Source organism: Enterococcus spodopteracolus, assembly GCF_030441955.1.
Lineage (GTDB): Bacteria > Bacillota > Bacilli > Lactobacillales > Enterococcaceae > Enterococcus_B > Enterococcus_B spodopteracolus.
Window position 1 is genome coordinate 47,887 of sequence record NZ_JARJHD010000009.1, and the last position, 17,615, is coordinate 65,501.

A 17,615-nucleotide genomic window follows, 5' to 3' on the forward strand; every position below is an offset into this window, starting at 1 on the left:
AAGTAGGAAATCTCCTCCTTTCTCTACTAAATACGTTTATTTTTTTATGGTTATCGGATTGCCACAATCTTCATCAAAACGCTGATGTCTGCTTCTGTCTTTACTTAAAATAGCAAGGGCCAACTAGATGGACCGAATTTTTTCTTTTTTTCCAGATTTCTTGGATCTCCGGTTGTAATACGGCCTGTAGTCTTTCCATTTCACTCACTTTCTTATCGGTTATCGTCATTATTCCGATCAAGCCATTCTTTTTTTAAATAATATCAAATAGCTACTTTTTTTATGGCAATAACTAAATTGCCAACTATCCCAAAATCTCAATTCACGTTTCACATCCTAGAGATTATTTAACAACTCTTCTATCTTAGATAGTCGTTCGCAAGCATCCTCACCAATAAACATTTTTATTGATTTTTCTGTGGGTTCATTCTGTTTATCTGATAAAACTTCCGCTTTATTTAGTTTCATATCCTCATTCTCCTTAATCATAGTATTCATTGACAAGCACTCAAACCATTCCTTCGAAACTGTTATCAAAACGATGAAATACTTTAATTATCTTATCTTCAACAACTAAAACTCTTTGTAAAACGATACGAGATTACCTTTGTCGCAAGAAACAAATCCAAATCCCTCATAAAAGTACCTTACATCTGGAGCATCTTCAGTCAAAAGTATTTTCTGTCTTACCTCTTTATATTCCTGTAAAATCTCAGCCAGTAAATAAGTTCCTATCTTTTTATTTTGGTAATCAGGATGAACTAAGAGATCTTGTATATATATAATTGTCTGACCATCACCAACCACTCTGATCAACCCCACTAATTTATCTTGATGCCAAGCAGTTATTACGGATAAGGAATGAGCGATTGCTTTTTCTAACCTATCCAAGTCATTCGTATAACTAGTCCATCCTACACTGGCATATAGATTTTCAAGTTCACTTTTATGTATCTGTACATTGGTCTGATAATTTATCATAGATTTTCACTCCTATTTATTTTAGCTTGCTCTTTTCATATCATTACTTCGATTATATCAATATTCCTTCTAAACAGCTTAGTATACTGCAAACCAAGTCTAATTATCCCAATTTTTATCTAGCTATTCTAAAATTAGTTTACAAATGTTTTTCTAGATCACCAATAATAGTCAGCAACGCTATAAAAGCACATCATTTAAAACAACTGACTGTTTTTTAAAGATGTGCTTTTTTGTTATTCGCCTTTTTATATTTTCACTCTCACTTTATAGCTCCATTTCCACAGCTACCCCAAAATGATCACTAACGATTGAACCATTCGTCCCATCAAAGACACGGATATACGAACTGACTTTACTCTCCATCGGAACGAAAATATAGTCGATTCGCAGTGCTTCTGTATTGTTTTCCCAGCCATCGATTTTTTTCTCGATCGTGGCTTCTTCAGATTTTTGCTCTGCTAGAACATACGCATCTTTGATATTCAATTGATTGTCTGCCACTAAGCAATACCCTTCCTCACCTGCTGGATTATTAAAATCACCCATCAACAAGCAAGGTATTTGATAAGTTAAGAGTTCTCTCTGTAAGAATTGCCACTCGTAGGCAAAGCCCGTTTCTATATCTGACCACCAAGAGAAATGACAGCTTGCGACAACGATTGGTTGGTTGTCAATTACTGTTTCTGCCACAAGGATCATGCGGGTACGGTAGTTTTCTTTTTCTTTTGTTTCAGACACTATGTATGCCCGACTATCCAAAAGAACCTTTGATAAAATAGCGTTTCCTTCTTCGTACTTATCATAACCAATATGACTCATTTCCCAACTCCAAAAATAGGATTCCCCTGCTTCTGCCAGTCGTTGGATCAAGCAATAAGCGAAATTATCTTTGTGGATTGGGGTCTGATTCGTTACTGGACAAAAACCGACTAGCTCTTGTTCATTTACGATTTTTGTTTCAATCAGTTGATTGACCTCTTGCAAAGTAATCACATCATAGCGCTCAACTAAAATCTTATCTGCAAGGTCTTGTAGTTTAGTTAATGGTTCTTCTTCCAACCAACTATGTGTATTCAACGTCATTATTTTCATTTTTTTGGAACCTCTTTTCTATTTTTACATAAAAATCAGAGACTGTTACGTCAGCGCTGATCATTGAAGAAATCTCTCCTCAATCGTCTCGCTTTTTCGTCACAATCTCTGATCACTTCTTGTATTTATTATAGCTTGATTTTTCCGATTTCTGTACCCATTTCAACAGAACCCAGTGTAGTGATCGCAATTTCTTTCACTTTATCATCCGTGAAAACAACCATGATCGTTGTATCTTTTCCTTGTTCTTTGACTTTTGCAAGATCCATGCGTGCAATCGGCATACCTGGTGTGACTTCTTGTCCTTCTTTCACAGATATTTCAAATGCAGGTTGCGCCATTTGGACAGTATCGATTCCCATGTGGATCAGTACTTCTGCGCCTTCAGCTGTTTCCATCCCAATAGCGTGCTTCGTTGGGAATACGCTAACGATTTTACCCGCTACTGGAGCAGTGATCGTATCTGTTTCAGGAATGACTGCAAAACCGTCACCCATCATTTTTTGTGAAAAGACTGGATCATTGACCGCTGCTAAAGCAATCACTTCTCCTTTGGCTACTGCGTATAATTCTTTTTCGATTCCTAATGCTGCTGTCGCTGTTTCTTTTTCCATCACGACTTCTTTGACTTGTGGTTCAGGAATATCTGCGCCTGATTGCAATAAATCTTCAATATCTGATTTTAACACATCTGCTTTTGGCCCATAAACGGCTTGGACACCATTGTCTTTGACGATCAATCCCATTGCGCCAGCACGTTTCCACGCGTCTTCTGAACCAACTCTGCCTCGATCTGCCACTGTTACACGTAAACGTGTCATACAAGCATCCACGTCTTTGATATTTTCTTTTCCACCTAATAAATGGATGATTTGGATAATTTGTTGATCCACCACTCCTGTTGTCGTGCCAGTTGTTGTTTCTTCACTGTCATTATCATAGTTCCCGTTACGTCCTGGTGTAGCAAAGTTGAACTTCTTAATCAAGAAGTTTGCTAAGAAATAAGTCACTACGCCAAAGAGAATGACACAAATGACGAAGTTGATTAAATCGCCACCAAGCCCTGCTTTAATTCCTAATGGTGTTCGTGTCAATAATTCGATATTCCCGAAGGAATGGACACGCAATGGTAAGATATCCGCCATCGCAAAAGCTGCTCCTTGAATGACTGCATAGATCGCATACAGTGGAACTGCTGCAAACATAAACATAAATTCTAATGGTTCTGTTACCCCTGTTAAAAAGACAGCTAAAGCAGCTGAGAAATACATGGATTTGTATTTTGCTTTTTTGTCTGGATCGACATTGCGATACATCGCAAGCGCCATCCCCATCAAAATACCAGAAGAACCAATCATTTGACCGACTTTGAAACGTGCGGGTGTCCAATTGTTCAATACGAATTCATACTGTGCCATGTCTCCTGCACCTCGTAGGTTCACTAAGTCAGTTGCCCAAGCTAACCATAATGGATCTTGTCCAAATACTTGTGTACCGGCTTGTGCGCCAGATAAAATCTCATATGTTCCACCTAATTGCGTATAGTTGATTGGAATCGTCAACATGTGGTGTAAACCAAAAGGTAGTAATAAACGTTCTAATGTTCCATATAAAAATGGTGCTAAAATCGGTGCGCTATCTTGTGATTGTGCAATCCATAAACCAAAATTATTGATTCCTGCTTGAATTGCTGGCCAAACTGCTGCCAAAATAAGAGCTACGATCGTTGACCAAAGAATCACTACAAAGGGAACAAATCGTTTCCCATTAAAGAAAGAAAGTGCATCTGGTAATTTACGGTAGTTATAGTATTTGTTATAAGCCATCGCACCGACGAACCCAGCGATGATCCCTACGAATACTCCCATGTTCAATGCAGGAGCTTCTAAGACACTCGTAAAGAATCCTTTCACCATGATTCGTGTACCAAACAACGTATGTGTGAAGGCATCTTCATTGGCTAACATCTCTGTTGTGACACCGAAGATCGCTCCTGTGATCCGATTGATCAAAACAAACGAGATTCCGGCAGCGAATGCACCACCTGCTCGTTCTTTTGCCCAACTACCACCTATCGCTAATGCAAATAATAAATGCAAGTTCCCAATAATTGCCCAACCAATACTTTCAAGAACACCACCCGTAGTGACAAGTGCTGCCATGTTCGGGTTGATCAATGGGATCGATTTCCCGATACTGATCATTAAACCAGCAGCTGGCATAACTGCTACAACGACCATTAAAGCCTTTCCAAATTTCTGCCAAAAATCAAAACTAAACATTTTCTTCAATTTCTACCTCTCCTTTACGCAATCGGTTTCGTTAATCCGTATTATAGAGGTAATTCCTTTTTTTGTAAATGCTTTATTTTTATTTTATTTATTTTTTGATCCAGAAGCATGATACAACAGATACAATAAGAACTATACAGAAAAACTAGGGCAATGATACTTTCCACCCTCTTGCGAAGTGTTCTACAATAAAAAAGATTGAGTATTTATCAGTTTACTATTGACTGACGCAACCGGTTGCGTTTATTATAAACCTAAGAAATGAAACATTTAGGAGGAGAATCATGAAACAAATCAAACGCTTATTCCAAATCGACCCTTGGAAAATCAGTACGACAACATTAGATAAAGAAAACTTACGTTTGCAAGAGTCATTGACAAGCATTGGAAACGGCTACATGGGAATGCGTGGAAACTTCGAAGAAACGTACTCTGGCGATCATCACCAAGGCACTTATTTAGCAGGCATCTGGTATCCTGATAAAACTCGTGTGGGTTGGTGGAAAAACGGTTATCCTGAATATTTTGGGAAAGTCATCAATGCGGTCAACTTTATCGCAATGGATATTTATATCAATGACCAATTGATCGATTTAGCTTCCCTTGATCCAGAAGATTTTCATTGGGAATTAGATATGCAAAACGGGGTCTTATCTCGTCACTTCACTATCACAACAGCAACGAATAAAGTCCATTTCTCATTTGAACGTTTCTTGAGTATCGCCAAAAGAGAAGCTGCCTATATTCGTGTAAAAGTTGAATTGCTTGCTGGTTCAGCCACCGTGAAGTTCGTTTCGAAACTGGATGGACATGTACAAAATGAAGATAGTAACTATGATGAGCATTTCTGGAACCAAATTGACCGTGGTACAAAAGACTCAATCGGCTATTTGACGACAAAAACGATCCCTAACGCTTTTGATATTGAGCAATTCACTGTCACTGCCGGAATGCGCCATTTGATCAACGGAGAAGTAGCTATCCCTGTATTTGAAGAAGAAACTTTAGCTTTACAAGGGGTCTTCACATATGACCTAACACTAAATGAACCTGTGATCGTGGATAAAGAAGTCTTGATTTTGACGAGTCGTGATATTCCTGAAGCACAACAATTCACAACACTTATGGCTGAATTTGACCAGTTAACTACCCATTATGATGCAGCCAAAGAAGAGCAAACAACCGCTTGGGCAAAACGTTGGGAATTGGCTGACGTAGTGATCGAAGGCGACGATGAAGCGCAACAAGGCATCCGTTTCAACCTTTTCCAATTATTCTCTACTTATTATGGTGAAGATGAGCGCTTGAATATTGGACCAAAAGGCTTCACTGGCGAAAAATACGGTGGTGCGACATACTGGGACACAGAAGCTTACGCCGTGCCATTATATCTAGCATTAGCTGACCCAGAAGTCACAAAAAATTTATTGAAATACCGTCACAATCAATTACCACAAGCAATCCACAATGCTCAACAACAAGGATTGAAAGGGGCGCTTTATCCAATGGTGACCTTTACAGGTGTCGAGTGCCACAACGAGTGGGAAATCACCTTTGAAGAAATCCATCGTAACGGTGCGATTGCTTACGCGATCTACAATTATACAAATTATACAGGCGATACGTCTTATCTGAAAAATGAAGGACTTGAAGTATTGGCTGAGATTGCTCGTTTCTGGGCGGATCGTGTCCATTACTCAAAACGTCAAAATAAGTATATGATCCATGGTGTGACTGGTCCGAACGAATACGAAAACAATATCAATAACAATTGGTACACGAATACGATTGCCGCTTGGGTCCTTCGTTATACTCGTGAAAATTATTTAGCGTTCAAAGAAGAAACAACAATTGAAATCAGCGAAGAAGAATTAGCAAAATGGGCTGATATTGTCGAAAACATGTACTACCCGATCGACGAGGAACAAGGAATTTTTGTACAACATGATACATTCCTAGACAAAGATTTGATGCCAGTTTCGGATTTACCACTTAGCGAATTGCCTTTGAACCAAAAATGGTCTTGGGATAAGATCTTGCGTTCTTGCTTCATTAAACAAGCAGATGTGTTACAAGGCATCTATTTCTTCAATGAAGAATTTACAAAAGAGGAAAAACAACGGAACTTTGATTTCTATGAACCGATGACGGTTCATGAATCTTCTCTTTCTCCAAGTATCCATGCGATTTTAGCTGCTGAACTTGGCTTGGAAGAAAAAGCGGTCGAAATGTATCAGCGTACTGCTCGCTTAGATTTGGATAACTATAACAACGATACAGAAGATGGATTGCATATCACCTCAATGACAGGTAGTTGGTTAGCGATCGTTCAAGGTTTTGCGCAAATGAAAACCGCCCATGGCGAATTATCTTTTGCACCATTTTTACCAAACACATGGAATGCCTATTCTTTCCATATCAATTACCGCGGTCGCTTGATTTTCATCGCTGTTTCTGATGAACAAGTCACATTTACCTTACTGAATGGTGAGGCACTGGAATTGACTGTGTATGGACAAACACAAGAGCTAGCAGATCAACTAACGATTCCATTAAGAAAGGACGATGCACATGTTTAAAGGTGTCCTATTTGATTTAGACGGTGTCATCACCGACACAGCAGAATTCCATTATCGCGCCTGGAAAAAACTTGGTGAAGAAATCGGGATTTCAATCGACCGAAACTTCAACGAACAATTAAAAGGAGTCAGCCGAGAAGATTCATTAACATTGCTTCTTGCTTATGGAAAGAAAGAAAATGTCTTTTCAAACGAAGAATTCGCTGCTTTAGCCAAACGTAAAAATGAGTATTATCTAGAAATGATTCAAGAAATCACGCCAGCAGACGTATTTCCGGGTATTGTCCCTTTATTAACAGAATTAAAGAAAGCTGGCATCAAGATCGCCTTAGCTTCTGCTAGTAAAAACGGGCCATTCTTACTAGATAAAATGCAATTGGCGGATTACTTTGATGCGATTGCTGATCCTAGCAAAGTAGCAAGTGGCAAACCCGCCCCTGATATCTTTTTATTAGCAGCCAAAGAAATCGGATTAGAGGCGACTGATTGTTTAGGTATTGAAGATGCAAAAGCAGGCATCCAAGCGATCATTGCAAGTGGCGCTTATCCTGTAGGCATTGGACGCAAGGAAGATCTTGGGGAGGACATTCCGATCGTCGCTGATACGTCTTCGTTAACACTCGACTATCTACAACACGTTTGGCGCAAAGATGTCTGAACCAAGCATTTCTGTCCTCCCCATCAAACAAACAAATCTAAAAAAAATCACATTGAAGAACGACGAGCTAGAAGTCGTTCTTCTCAATTATGGTGCTCGCTTGCATCAAATATTCACAGTAGATAGAGTGGGAAAAATGGAAAATATCTTACTCTCTTACGACCATCTTCAAGATGTTTTATCTGATCATAGTTTTTTCGGTGCAACTGTTGGTCCAGTGGCAGGTAGGATCAGAAACGGTGAATGGGGACCTCACCGACTAGAAAAAAATCATGGCAAGCATCATATCCACGGCGGAACAAACGGCTGGTCCTTTCAGTTTTGGGAGGTAGAAGTATTCAAATCACCTCAAGCAGTGGGTGTCGTCTTTTATTTAAAAGATACATTTTCAGGTTATCCTGGACCAATCACCGCGACTGTGACTTATCAATTAGAAGGAAATAGATTAGTCATGATCACTAAAGCCAACAGTGTAGTAGAAACGATTTGTAACCCGACAAATCATGCCTATTTCAATCTATCTGGAAATGGAAAACGTGATATTGATTCCCATCAACTCCAGATTCAATTAGATAGCTTATTACTTTTGGATCATGACAAATTACCTACAGGGGAAACCCTGGACAAAGCGGACTTACCAATCAATTTTCAAGAATCAAATACAGTGACAGAGATTTTATCCAAGTATCCTTTAGGTCTTGATGACGTTTTTTTATTAAATACGCCTAAACTCACCAAAAACAGCTTAACTTTATCAGAAGAAGCTTCCGGTCGCCAAATGAATATAGCAACTACGAACAAAAGTATGGTATTATTTTCTACAACTGGGTTCGATGCAGATTTACAGATCAACGGTCAACACATGCATTCTCATTTTGGCTTAGCGATCGAACCACAAGAAATACCAGATATCGTTCATTTTCCGGAGTTTGGCTCGATTACGCTGCGACCTGGACAAGAACGCGTCAGCCAAACAACTTATGAATTTAGTACATTCACTTAACCAGTTTGATTTAACTTGGTTTCAACAAGACGATGGACGATGAAAAAGAAAGGTGATTTAACTTATGGCAATTACAGTGAAAGATGTTGCAAAAAAAGCAGGCGTAGCGACATCTACTGTTTCTCGCGTGATCAATGACCATCCAAGTATTTCCGAAACAACGAAAAAGAAAGTACGAAAAATCATGGATGAACTAGGATATGTTCCCAATATCACAGCGAGAAATCTTGGTAAACGTGTATCAAGCGCTGTAGGTGTCATTCTTCCACCACTCGATTCCAAAGAGCGTCTTGGCAACCCGTTTTATTTAGAAATCATGGAAGCAATCAACGAAGAAGCACGACATCACGGTGTAACAACAGCTATTGCTACCGCAAAAAGTTTCGACGTCTTATTAGAGAACGTTCAGCGTATGCATTTACAAAAACAAGTTGATGGTTTTATCCTAGTCTACTCCGATAGTGACGATCCAGTCATCGATTACCTTTATGAACAACAGATTCCGTTCACACTGATCGGACAACCGTATCATCATGAGAACGAAATCATCTACATTGATAACGACAATCAACTATTAGGAAAACAAGCCACCGAATTTTTGATCGATAATGGCCATAAAAATATTCTTTTCGTGACCAATACAACACATGAAAGTTTATACTTTGAACGCTATTTCGGTTATCAAAAAGCGATGATGTTAGCAGGACTGAGTGCCCAACCAAGTGTGACTTTGGAACAGGCTGAAGATTACTTAGATTTTGACACGATCTTAAAAAAAGCTGAAGCGACAGCGCTAGTTGTTATCGATGATATTTTTGCTTTACGCACGATGCAACTCGCCCAAATGTATGGCTATATCATCCCGGAAACCCTTTCGATGATCAGCTTCAATAACTCGATTTTTTCTACATTGATGCATCCTTACTTAACAAGTATCGACATCGATATCTCTGAGTTAGGTCGAGTCGCGATGCAAAAATTGCAAGAACTGATCCATGAAGAAGTGAGCAATGGTGTACGCTTAGTGATCCCCCATCGTTTGATCAAACGAGAAACGGTCGTTCCATTGAAAGAAAAATAGGGTAGCCATTCCTAGGCGAATCAAAAAAAAATAGCAAAGCATCTTGTCTTAGGACAAAAGATACTTTGCTATTTATTTTTACTAGTAATCAACTGATCCACTAACGATAAGTCCAAATTTGTAGTTAATTAGAAATAATCAAAAAAATGAAATCTCTTCCATTTTTTCTAAAAATCCCTTATAACGTGGGTAAATAGGTATGCGTTAACATGCCCCCTGTAGTCCGTTCAAAGCGGATGGCATCGATAGGAGCTTTAGAGCACGTCTACTTGGCCAAAAGTTGAGACGGCTCTATTTTTTTGCTCTTGATTTTTTAAGAAAAACAACACCTACGAAGAAAATAGTTCTTCATAGGTGTTGTTTTATATCCTCTAAGAGGGAGTTTCCCCCACTATTCTTTTAAGTCTGCTTCAACCTCAGTCAACCAGGTTGTTTTCTTCACGTGATTGATGATCAGCGGAATAACAAACATCACGATCGCGATGACCGCAACAAGCAATGCATCCGCTAACGTTGAAGTTCCTAACGTTGAAACAACAACGGCGATAATTGCCAACATCAGCATACAGCTAACCAGCCACGCAAAGCCATTTCCTTTTTTACCGATTCGATAAGGACGAGGCAATTCTGGATGGCTAGTTCTCATTTTCACTAAAGATATAGCAATCAACAGATAGACGATACAATAAATCACAGTGGTTGCATTCGTCAATGTAAGAAAGACCGCACTTACATCATCCATGACGCCATAAAGTAACGCAAAGAGGGAAATAACTACTGATTGCGTCAATACCACATTTCTTGAAACACCATATTCATTTTCTTTATGGAAGCCAAATTTTGGTGGTAAGAATCCTTCACGTGCTACTTGGATGATCGTTTTAGAAGGTCCAGTTACCCAAGCAGACAATTGTAGTAACACACCAATAAAGACCATAAAGCTGAAGATATTACCGATGAACGTTGGTAATCCTAAAATATCACAATAGATCAATACTGGTTGTGTGATGTTTGCCAATTCCATTGTTCCTTCTGGGACGACATTTGCAACAAACAAGGCATTGATGACATTCAATAACACTAGTCCGATCAATGCAATAAAGACCCCTTTAGTATAGTTCTTCGTTGCATCTTTCAAACGAGGCATATACACTGAGCTCATTTCGATTCCCACAAAAATAAATGTGATCCCTGCTAAATATTTCAATGAATCACTGTGTTGTAGATCAGGCAATGCTTTCGACCATGAAAAATCCCCCAGATAGCCATTTGAAACAAGTCCCACTTTGAAAAACGCTAAGATCCCCAAAATAAACATGATCACCACAGGAATATAAACGCCCAACCAAACACCAATATTCCCGCCAACTTTCGCCATGTCAAACTTCAAGTTGAGCAAGGTGATGATCCAGTAAATGACTAAGATACACCCTAAAACGAAATAGTGATTGTTGCCAAGAGCGGCGTTCCCAAACGTATTCCCTAATAATGGACCTAAGGTAGAAGCGACCATGACCATTCCTGGGAACATTTGCACCCAAAGTAACCATGCAACGACAAATCCCCATTTACTACCTAGAGCTGTTTTGACCCAAAGTTGTGGGCCTCCTTCTTGTGGCAGCATCGTTGATAATTCCCCAGAAATCATTGAAAGGGGTCCAGCAAAAAACAAGACGGCAAAAATCGTGTAAAAAATCAATGTCCAACCAACAGCTGACAATGTTGGGATACTACGAACAGTGGCACATAACGCCATGGTCAACCCAATGAATGTTCCTAGCCCCATTTTACTAACTTGAGCTTTACTCAATTTTGACACTCTCCTTATTCATAAATAAATAGGCGTGTCTTTGAAACTTTTCATTAACAGCAACTAAAAGCAAACGTATGGCCAACTTGTGCTTTGAGTATTCTTTGCTTGGATCATCAAGCTTCAAAGGCACGTCAACATGAATTATTCAATAAGAGAAAGGAGGCTCATTATTCGTTTTGAACGAGAAATGAGCGCCCATTCTACTTACTTTCTCTTCGTTCATAAAAAGATTTACATTTATTTTGTTTCGTTTGCCACTAACTGATCTGCATAGATTTTTTCTAGTTTGCTTTGAAGCGCTGCTTTGATTTTTTCTGCATATTCTTCAAAATGTTCTGCTTTATTCATATAAGGCGTCATGACACTGGCACGCAAGACTGTGACTTTTCCAGCACGTTCCCATTCTTCTTCTGTAAATCCTAATTGTTTTACAAATTGTAATGGGCTGTTGCCATAATCTGGAATTGCAAAGTCTGTATGGGATGTCAAGAATTCATTGCCATAGATGCTTCCTTTGACATAAGAAGAATAATCATATACATCATGATTCAATTGGTTCATTGCTACCAGATCATTATTGCCTTTTTCTTTGAATACGTAATCGACCATATTGAAATCCGGATAAGTCAATGGATGCACTTCGATTTCTTTATCCCCTACTTTGAAGGTTAAATTGTTCAAGAAGTGGAAGAAACGATGTGCGCCTTCAATTGATGCGCCCATCAATTTGCCATAACCAGTCACATTAAGCGGTAGTACATGATGTGCTGCCCAAACACTTGCGGCAGTTGCTCCAGCTTTTGATCCTTCTAGGATATAAGCACCAAGCAATGCTGGGATATCTGCACCTTTTTCAAATACGTACGTTGCAAAGTAAGAGATCACATCACGCATACGAATGTCTTTGATTACAATTCCCCCAGCAGAGTAAGGAACATAGCCCATTTTATGTGGATCGATCGTTACTGATTCTGCTTCTTCAATTGCTTGATACGCGCGATGTACTTCTTCTAAAAGATAATCTTTATTTTCTGTGAAGACATGATGTTTTGCGTGTACTTCTTTCAATTGGTCAAATGGGATGAATTCATTGTTTTCATCAAGGAAGATCGCACGTCCGTAACCACCGTAAGCAGCGTCGACGTGTAGATAGAAGTAAATGCCTTCTTTTTCTAGCTCCCGACGTAATGCAACGATTTTGTCGATTTCATCAATTGCTCCTTCTTCGGTAGAACCAACAACTCCTACAACGCCTAATACTGGGATTTGTTCAGCAGCCAACTCACGGATGATTGCTTCAAGTTCATTGATATCCATGCGATAATTATGATCAACAGGTACTGGGATGACTTGATCTAGACCGACACCAATAATATCTGCTGCCTTCAACCAAGAATAGTGTTTTGTTTGTGGGACTAACCATTTACCTAATTGTTGAAGATGTTTTCCACTGCGTGCAGAATGTGCTTTGATCTCATCGATTTTTTCTGGCACTTGATCTAACAGATCGATGATTTCCCGAGTTGAAAGATTCATTAATTCCCAATCTGTTTGACCTGAAACCAATTCAGGTGTCACTTCTTTCATCGCAAGGGGTAAAGATTTGATGTTACGGGCATACCAAAGACCTTCTAAATTTGCTAACGAGCCATCTGCCACGATATGGCCCCAGCCATTTTTGTACCCCATCAATGTAGCAAATTCCATTCCGACTTCTTCTTCCATTTGACTTGTTGCTGGAGAAGATTCATATGCGACGTTATTTCCATTCCATAACATCGCAAAATTATAGGCTAATAACGATGGCATCAATGTTTCAGAGTTCATATGACCCCAATAACGACCTGCATTATGCCATGGGACAGAGTGTGTGCGCATCCGCGTAGAGATTTCAGCTAACACATCTTTTGTTTTATTGATCGTGTGCGCAAAGCTTTCACTGCTTTTTTCTTCCGGCGTAATGATCGGCATATCTTGTGGCATATAATTTTGACGCCATCCTAAGTGTTCGTCCACTAATTCATTTAACAAAGCTTTATAGATTTGGCCATTCTCTGCTTTGTCTCCAATGAATAGTGCATTTAAATTTAAATCATTTACCTTTGATTCCATTTAGAAACCCTCCTAAAATAATTTTTTAAATTTTGTCGAGGCTTAGATTACACCTGTTTTTTATTTCTGTAAATATCACTTTTTCTATTTTTCTCATTTCATTTTAATGTTTTTAATTGTTTGAATTGTTGGTACAATTAATAAAAATTAAAAAAAGGAGGGAATTTACAAATGTAAATTCCCTCCTCATGATTGTATTAACGACAACCGACGTAACTATTAGGATAAGTTTCAAAAATTGGAATTTTGTAATGGAATAGACCTTTTACAAGGTAAAAAATTACTAAATTCTAATCAACTACTTTGGCCAAAAAGTAGCGTTTTTTCCCTTTTCTGATCACTACGAATTTACCATCAAATTCTGTAGCTGGATCAATGACAAAATTTAAATCGGTTACGCGATCACCGTTAATACTTATAGCTCCGTTCGACACATCTTCACGCGCTTGACGTTTTGATGGCTCGATTTTTGTGGAAACAAGTAGTTCCACGATATTTTCAGGGGTACTTGAAATCTCTACATTCGGCATGTTTCCAAAGCCTTGTTCGATTTCTGACGCATTTAGTTCTTTGATATTTCCAGAGAACAATGCAGCTGTGATTTTTTGCGCTTCTTGTAAGTCTTCTTCGCTGTGGACAAAACGTGTCACTTCTTCTGCTAAACGGCGTTGTGCTTCACGTTTTTCAGGTTCTGTCTCCACTTTTTTCGCTAATTCATTGATTTCTTCTTGTGATAAGAAAGTAAAGAATTTCAAGTATTTCACAACATCCCGATCATCTTGATTCAACCAGAATTGGTAGAATTCGTAAGGGGATGTTTTTTCAGGATCTAGCCAGATTGCCCCACCGGCAGTTTTTCCGAACTTTGTTCCATCTGCTTTTAGCATCAATGGAATCGTCAACCCAAAGGCTTCCGCTTCTGGTCCTTCCAATTTACGAATCAGATCTAAACCAGCAGTGATGTTTCCCCATTGGTCAGCTCCACCGATCTGTAATTGCACATCGTATGTTCTGTGTAAGTGCAAGAAGTCGATCGATTGCAAGATTTGGTAAGTAAATTCGGTAAATGAAATTCCGACTTCCAAACGACTTGCCACGATATCTTTTGCTAACATCGTATTGATGTTGAAATTCTTTCCGTAGTCTCTTAAAAATTCTAATAAAGAAATATTTGATAACCAGTCATAGTTGTTCACGAATGTGATGTTGGCACCTTTCCCAAACAGTTTACGCATTTGGTTCGTTAGTGCATCCACATTATGTTGGACTTGTTCCATCGTTTGTAAAACACGTTCACTTGTACGTCCACTTGGGTCACCGATCGTTCCAGTTCCTCCACCAATCAAGATGTATGGATGATGCCCTGCTAATTGGAATCTTTTCATCATCATAAACGGGATCAAATGCCCAATATGCATCGAATCTCCTGTTGGATCGACACCACAGTAAAGCGAGATACTCTTTTCTTCAACAAGCTCGCGAAGTCTTTCTTCGTTGGTTTGTTGGTTAATGGCATCACGCCAAGTTAATTCATCAATAATATTCATAACATTTCCCTCCATATCTTTTTTATGAAAGCAGGTCCCTGCCAGCATGTCATTTATTAACGGGCAGACAACAAAAAAATCCCTTGACAATCAAGTCAAGGGACGAAAATTCGCGGTACCACCCAAATTATATGCTTGTTTCCCAAACATATCTCTCTAACATTTAACGCTGTCGCGTGGCTTCATGCCATAGACTCCTAAAATGTAATTCGCGCTAAAGCATGTACTAGTTCACAGCAACCACTAGCTTTCTGAAACATTGGCTTTACCCACTACTTCGTTTTATTCATCGTCTAATTCCTTATTCATCTATCTCCTATCTTAGAACGCACTGTTTTTTTTGTCAACAAAAAAATTTTTCTTGATCATTCGAACGACAAAAAATAACGTCGCTTTTTAATCTTGAAATAGGCGGAAATTGATTGAATTGAAGAAGCCTTTATTGATTCCATCGCTAGAATATAGGGGCATTTACCGCTCGATTTGTTGAAAATGTTTTTCTTATTGCACGCATCTTGCATGTACCATTATTTTAATTACATAATTGTCGTTACGTTAATAATTCAAACAGCTGTTATATTGTTATAGGTATTAAAAATTATTTTAGAAAGAAGGAATAAAAAATAAAAAATGAAAGAACCATTTTCTATTTTTCTTTCTTATGCCTCTGTGCTGATCGCGCCTTTCACAACCTCTTGTAAACAGTGTTCCAGAAGCAATCCCTTCAGAAATAAGCCAAGAATCTCAAAAATTTGACGAACAATTTTCGAGTCTCTCGACTTATTTCTCGGAGCTAGATACTTCTGTCATAACCTCCTTTTCCCTAGGTTAGAAACTTTTTTCACCCACCTTTTATATTTCGTCGATTATTTCTAATAACGTAGTAAACAAGATGGCACTAGATGCCGCACCAGGATCAATATGTCCGATTGAACGTTCACCTAAATAAGAAGCACGTCCTTTTTTCGCGACTAATTCTGCTGTGTGTTCTTTTGCTTGCTCAATTACTTCTTTCGTCAGATTGCCTGCGGTTAGTGCTTCAGCTACAGGGAACCAAACATCTAACATGGTTTTATCTTCTTGTTCCGCTTTTCCTCTTGCTTGGATGCCGTTCGCTCCTTCACGGATGATCTCACCTAATTGTTCCTGTGAATCGATCTGCTCTACTCCTTTTGTCGCTTTCATCAAGTTCATAAACGCAGAACCGTAAAGAGGACCCGAAGCGCCTCCCACTTTAGAAATCATCGCCATAGAGAACATCTTGAACGTATCACTAATAGTGTCAGGTGCCCCCTGTTGAAAAGCTACTTCATAGGCTGTCACACCTCTTCCCATATTATTCCCATGATCCCCATCGCCAATGGGGGTATCTAAATCACTTAGATACGCTTTTTTCTCTTTGATCTCTTCAGCAAAGCGGTTAAGCCATGCTTGGATCTCTTTTACCGTCAACTTCATTTTCATCATCCTTTACCATGCTATCGTTTTTACGTGACTTGTTAAAGCAGCTTTCCAAGTGGTTTCTGTTAAGTCAACCATTGTTAATGATAGTCCTTGCATATCCAATGAAGTCATCAAATCACCGACTTTATGGAAAGTAACATCCACCTGTTCTTCACTCAATAACGCCAACACATCATTCATGAATACAAATTGTTCCATCAATGGTGTACCACCCATCCCATTCACTAAGACACCGACTTCTTTGGGTGTTTCAGTATACTCACTCAAAATTTTCATGACTAACTCTTTCGCTAATAATTTAGAGGGTTGCAGTTTTTCTCGACGATAACCTGGTTCGCCATGAATCCCTACGCCGTATTCGATCTCATCTTCATTTAGGTCAAAACCAGGCTTTCCTACTTCTGGGACAGTCGCAGCCCGTAATGCGACACCAATTGTTTTGGTCGCAGCAACTACTTGCTCTCCTAATTCCTTCAGTTGAGTCAAGCTCGCGCCATTTTTGGCAGCATCTCCTAAAATCTTATGAACAAGAATAGTCCCCGCTACGCCACGCTTCCCTGCCGTATACGTGCTATTTTCTACCGCGATATCATCATCGACCACTACTTCTTCGACGTCAATCCCATCCATAGCAGCTAACTCTTTTGCCATTTCAAAATTCAATATATCTCCAGTATAGTTTTTGACGATCAATAACACACCTTGACCTTGATCTGCTTCTTTGATCGCTAGTTGGATTTGATCAGGTGTCGGTGAGGTAAAAACATCCCCCAAGACTGCTGCACTTAACATACCATCTCCGACAAAACCTGCGTGAGCTGGTTCATGTCCACTACCACCTCCAGAAACTAACCCAACTTGTTCGTTCAACTGATTTTTCGCAATTACACGAGAAGCTTCTACACGATGTACTAGTTCTGGATAACTCTTTACGATCCCTTCTAGCATTTCTTCTACGATATCCCCAGGTTCATTCATGATTTTTTTCAAT

Annotated in this window: 13 protein-coding genes and 1 other annotated feature; of the genes, 4 read left to right on the top strand and 9 right to left on the bottom strand. The window is 39.1% G+C overall.

Annotation, left to right across the window (positions count from 1 at the left end):
- Nucleotides 1-336: 336 nt before the first annotated feature.
- The 4 genes from P3R27_RS10695 to P3R27_RS10710 form a co-directional block, all read right to left on the bottom strand.
- Complete coding sequence (locus P3R27_RS10695; protein ID WP_268745033.1) at nt 337-468, bottom strand: hypothetical protein; 132 nt, start codon at nt 466-468, stop codon at nt 337-339.
- 105 nt (nt 469-573) lie between these two features.
- On the bottom strand, nt 574-981 hold the full coding sequence (locus P3R27_RS10700) for a GNAT family N-acetyltransferase (RefSeq protein WP_034690085.1): 408 nt from the start codon (nt 979-981) through the stop codon (nt 574-576).
- A gap of 267 nt (nt 982-1,248) precedes the next feature.
- Complete coding sequence (locus tag P3R27_RS10705) at nt 1,249-2,076, bottom strand: endonuclease/exonuclease/phosphatase family protein (RefSeq protein ID WP_301356979.1); 828 nt, start codon at nt 2,074-2,076, stop codon at nt 1,249-1,251.
- A gap of 128 nt (nt 2,077-2,204) precedes the next feature.
- Nucleotides 2,205-4,367, bottom strand: a complete 2,163-nt coding sequence (locus P3R27_RS10710; protein WP_034690087.1) for a PTS transporter subunit IIBC — start codon at nt 4,365-4,367, stop codon at nt 2,205-2,207.
- 284 nt (nt 4,368-4,651) lie between these two features.
- On the opposite strand from P3R27_RS10710, the gene P3R27_RS10715 reads away from it, so the two are divergent.
- The 4 genes from P3R27_RS10715 (at nt 4,652) to P3R27_RS10730 (ending at nt 9,688) form a co-directional block, all read left to right on the top strand.
- Nucleotides 4,652-6,946 carry a glycoside hydrolase family 65 protein gene (locus tag P3R27_RS10715; RefSeq protein WP_034690089.1) on the top strand — a complete coding sequence of 765 codons (2,295 nt, stop codon included), beginning with the start codon at nt 4,652-4,654 and terminating at the stop codon, nt 6,944-6,946.
- Nucleotides 6,939-7,604 (top strand): beta-phosphoglucomutase, encoded by a 666-nt coding sequence (gene pgmB, locus P3R27_RS10720; protein ID WP_126133874.1) that lies wholly within the window; start codon nt 6,939-6,941, stop codon nt 7,602-7,604. The genes P3R27_RS10715 and pgmB overlap by 8 nt, the downstream gene beginning before the upstream one ends.
- Nucleotides 7,597-8,607: an aldose epimerase family protein gene (locus P3R27_RS10725; protein ID WP_034690093.1), complete on the top strand. Its 1,011-nt coding sequence runs from the start codon at nt 7,597-7,599 to the stop codon at nt 8,605-8,607. The genes pgmB and P3R27_RS10725 overlap by 8 nt, the downstream gene beginning before the upstream one ends.
- A gap of 64 nt (nt 8,608-8,671) precedes the next feature.
- Nucleotides 8,672-9,688, top strand: coding sequence for a LacI family DNA-binding transcriptional regulator (locus P3R27_RS10730; RefSeq protein ID WP_034690095.1), 1,017 nt, complete (start codon nt 8,672-8,674; stop codon nt 9,686-9,688).
- Between the two features lie 391 nt (nt 9,689-10,079).
- Here the strand turns inward: P3R27_RS10730 and tyrP are convergent, their stop codons facing one another.
- From tyrP to dhaK, 5 genes are all read right to left on the bottom strand, one after another.
- On the bottom strand, nt 10,080-11,498 hold the full coding sequence (gene tyrP / locus P3R27_RS10735) for a tyrosine-tyramine antiporter (RefSeq protein ID WP_034690097.1): 1,419 nt from the start codon (nt 11,496-11,498) through the stop codon (nt 10,080-10,082).
- A 240-nt stretch (nt 11,499-11,738) separates the two neighbouring features.
- Nucleotides 11,739-13,613 (bottom strand): tyrosine decarboxylase, encoded by a 1,875-nt coding sequence (gene tdc, locus P3R27_RS10740; RefSeq protein WP_034690099.1) that lies wholly within the window; start codon nt 13,611-13,613, stop codon nt 11,739-11,741.
- A gap of 290 nt (nt 13,614-13,903) precedes the next feature.
- Nucleotides 13,904-15,160 carry a tyrosine--tRNA ligase gene (gene tyrS, locus P3R27_RS10745; protein WP_301356837.1) on the bottom strand — a complete coding sequence of 419 codons (1,257 nt, stop codon included), beginning with the start codon at nt 15,158-15,160 and terminating at the stop codon, nt 13,904-13,906.
- 95 nt (nt 15,161-15,255) lie between these two features.
- Nucleotides 15,256-15,459, bottom strand: a binding site (T-box leader).
- Between the two features lie 553 nt (nt 15,460-16,012).
- Nucleotides 16,013-16,618: a dihydroxyacetone kinase subunit DhaL gene (gene dhaL, locus P3R27_RS10750; protein WP_034690103.1), complete on the bottom strand. Its 606-nt coding sequence runs from the start codon at nt 16,616-16,618 to the stop codon at nt 16,013-16,015.
- 12 nt (nt 16,619-16,630) lie between these two features.
- A complete protein-coding gene (dhaK, locus tag P3R27_RS10755; RefSeq protein ID WP_034690104.1) occupies nt 16,631-17,614 on the bottom strand; it encodes a dihydroxyacetone kinase subunit DhaK in 984 nt (327 codons plus the stop codon).
- Nucleotide 17,615 lies beyond the last annotated feature (1 nt).

Coding starts and splice junctions, on each gene's coding strand:
- P3R27_RS10695 (WP_268745033.1), bottom strand. CDS start 468: ATGAAACTAAATAAAGCGGAAGTTTTATCAGATAAACAGAATGAACCC.
- P3R27_RS10700 (WP_034690085.1), bottom strand. CDS start 981: ATGATAAATTATCAGACCAATGTACAGATACATAAAAGTGAACTTGAA.
- P3R27_RS10705 (WP_301356979.1), bottom strand. CDS start 2,076: ATGAAAATAATGACGTTGAATACACATAGTTGGTTGGAAGAAGAACCA.
- P3R27_RS10715 (WP_034690089.1), top strand. CDS start 4,652: ATGAAACAAATCAAACGCTTATTCCAAATCGACCCTTGGAAAATCAGT.
- pgmB (WP_126133874.1), top strand. CDS start 6,939: ATGTTTAAAGGTGTCCTATTTGATTTAGACGGTGTCATCACCGACACA.
- P3R27_RS10725 (WP_034690093.1), top strand. CDS start 7,597: ATGTCTGAACCAAGCATTTCTGTCCTCCCCATCAAACAAACAAATCTA.
- P3R27_RS10730 (WP_034690095.1), top strand. CDS start 8,672: ATGGCAATTACAGTGAAAGATGTTGCAAAAAAAGCAGGCGTAGCGACA.
- tdc (WP_034690099.1), bottom strand. CDS start 13,613: ATGGAATCAAAGGTAAATGATTTAAATTTAAATGCACTATTCATTGGA.
- tyrS (WP_301356837.1), bottom strand. CDS start 15,160: ATGAATATTATTGATGAATTAACTTGGCGTGATGCCATTAACCAACAA.
- dhaL (WP_034690103.1), bottom strand. CDS start 16,618: ATGAAGTTGACGGTAAAAGAGATCCAAGCATGGCTTAACCGCTTTGCT.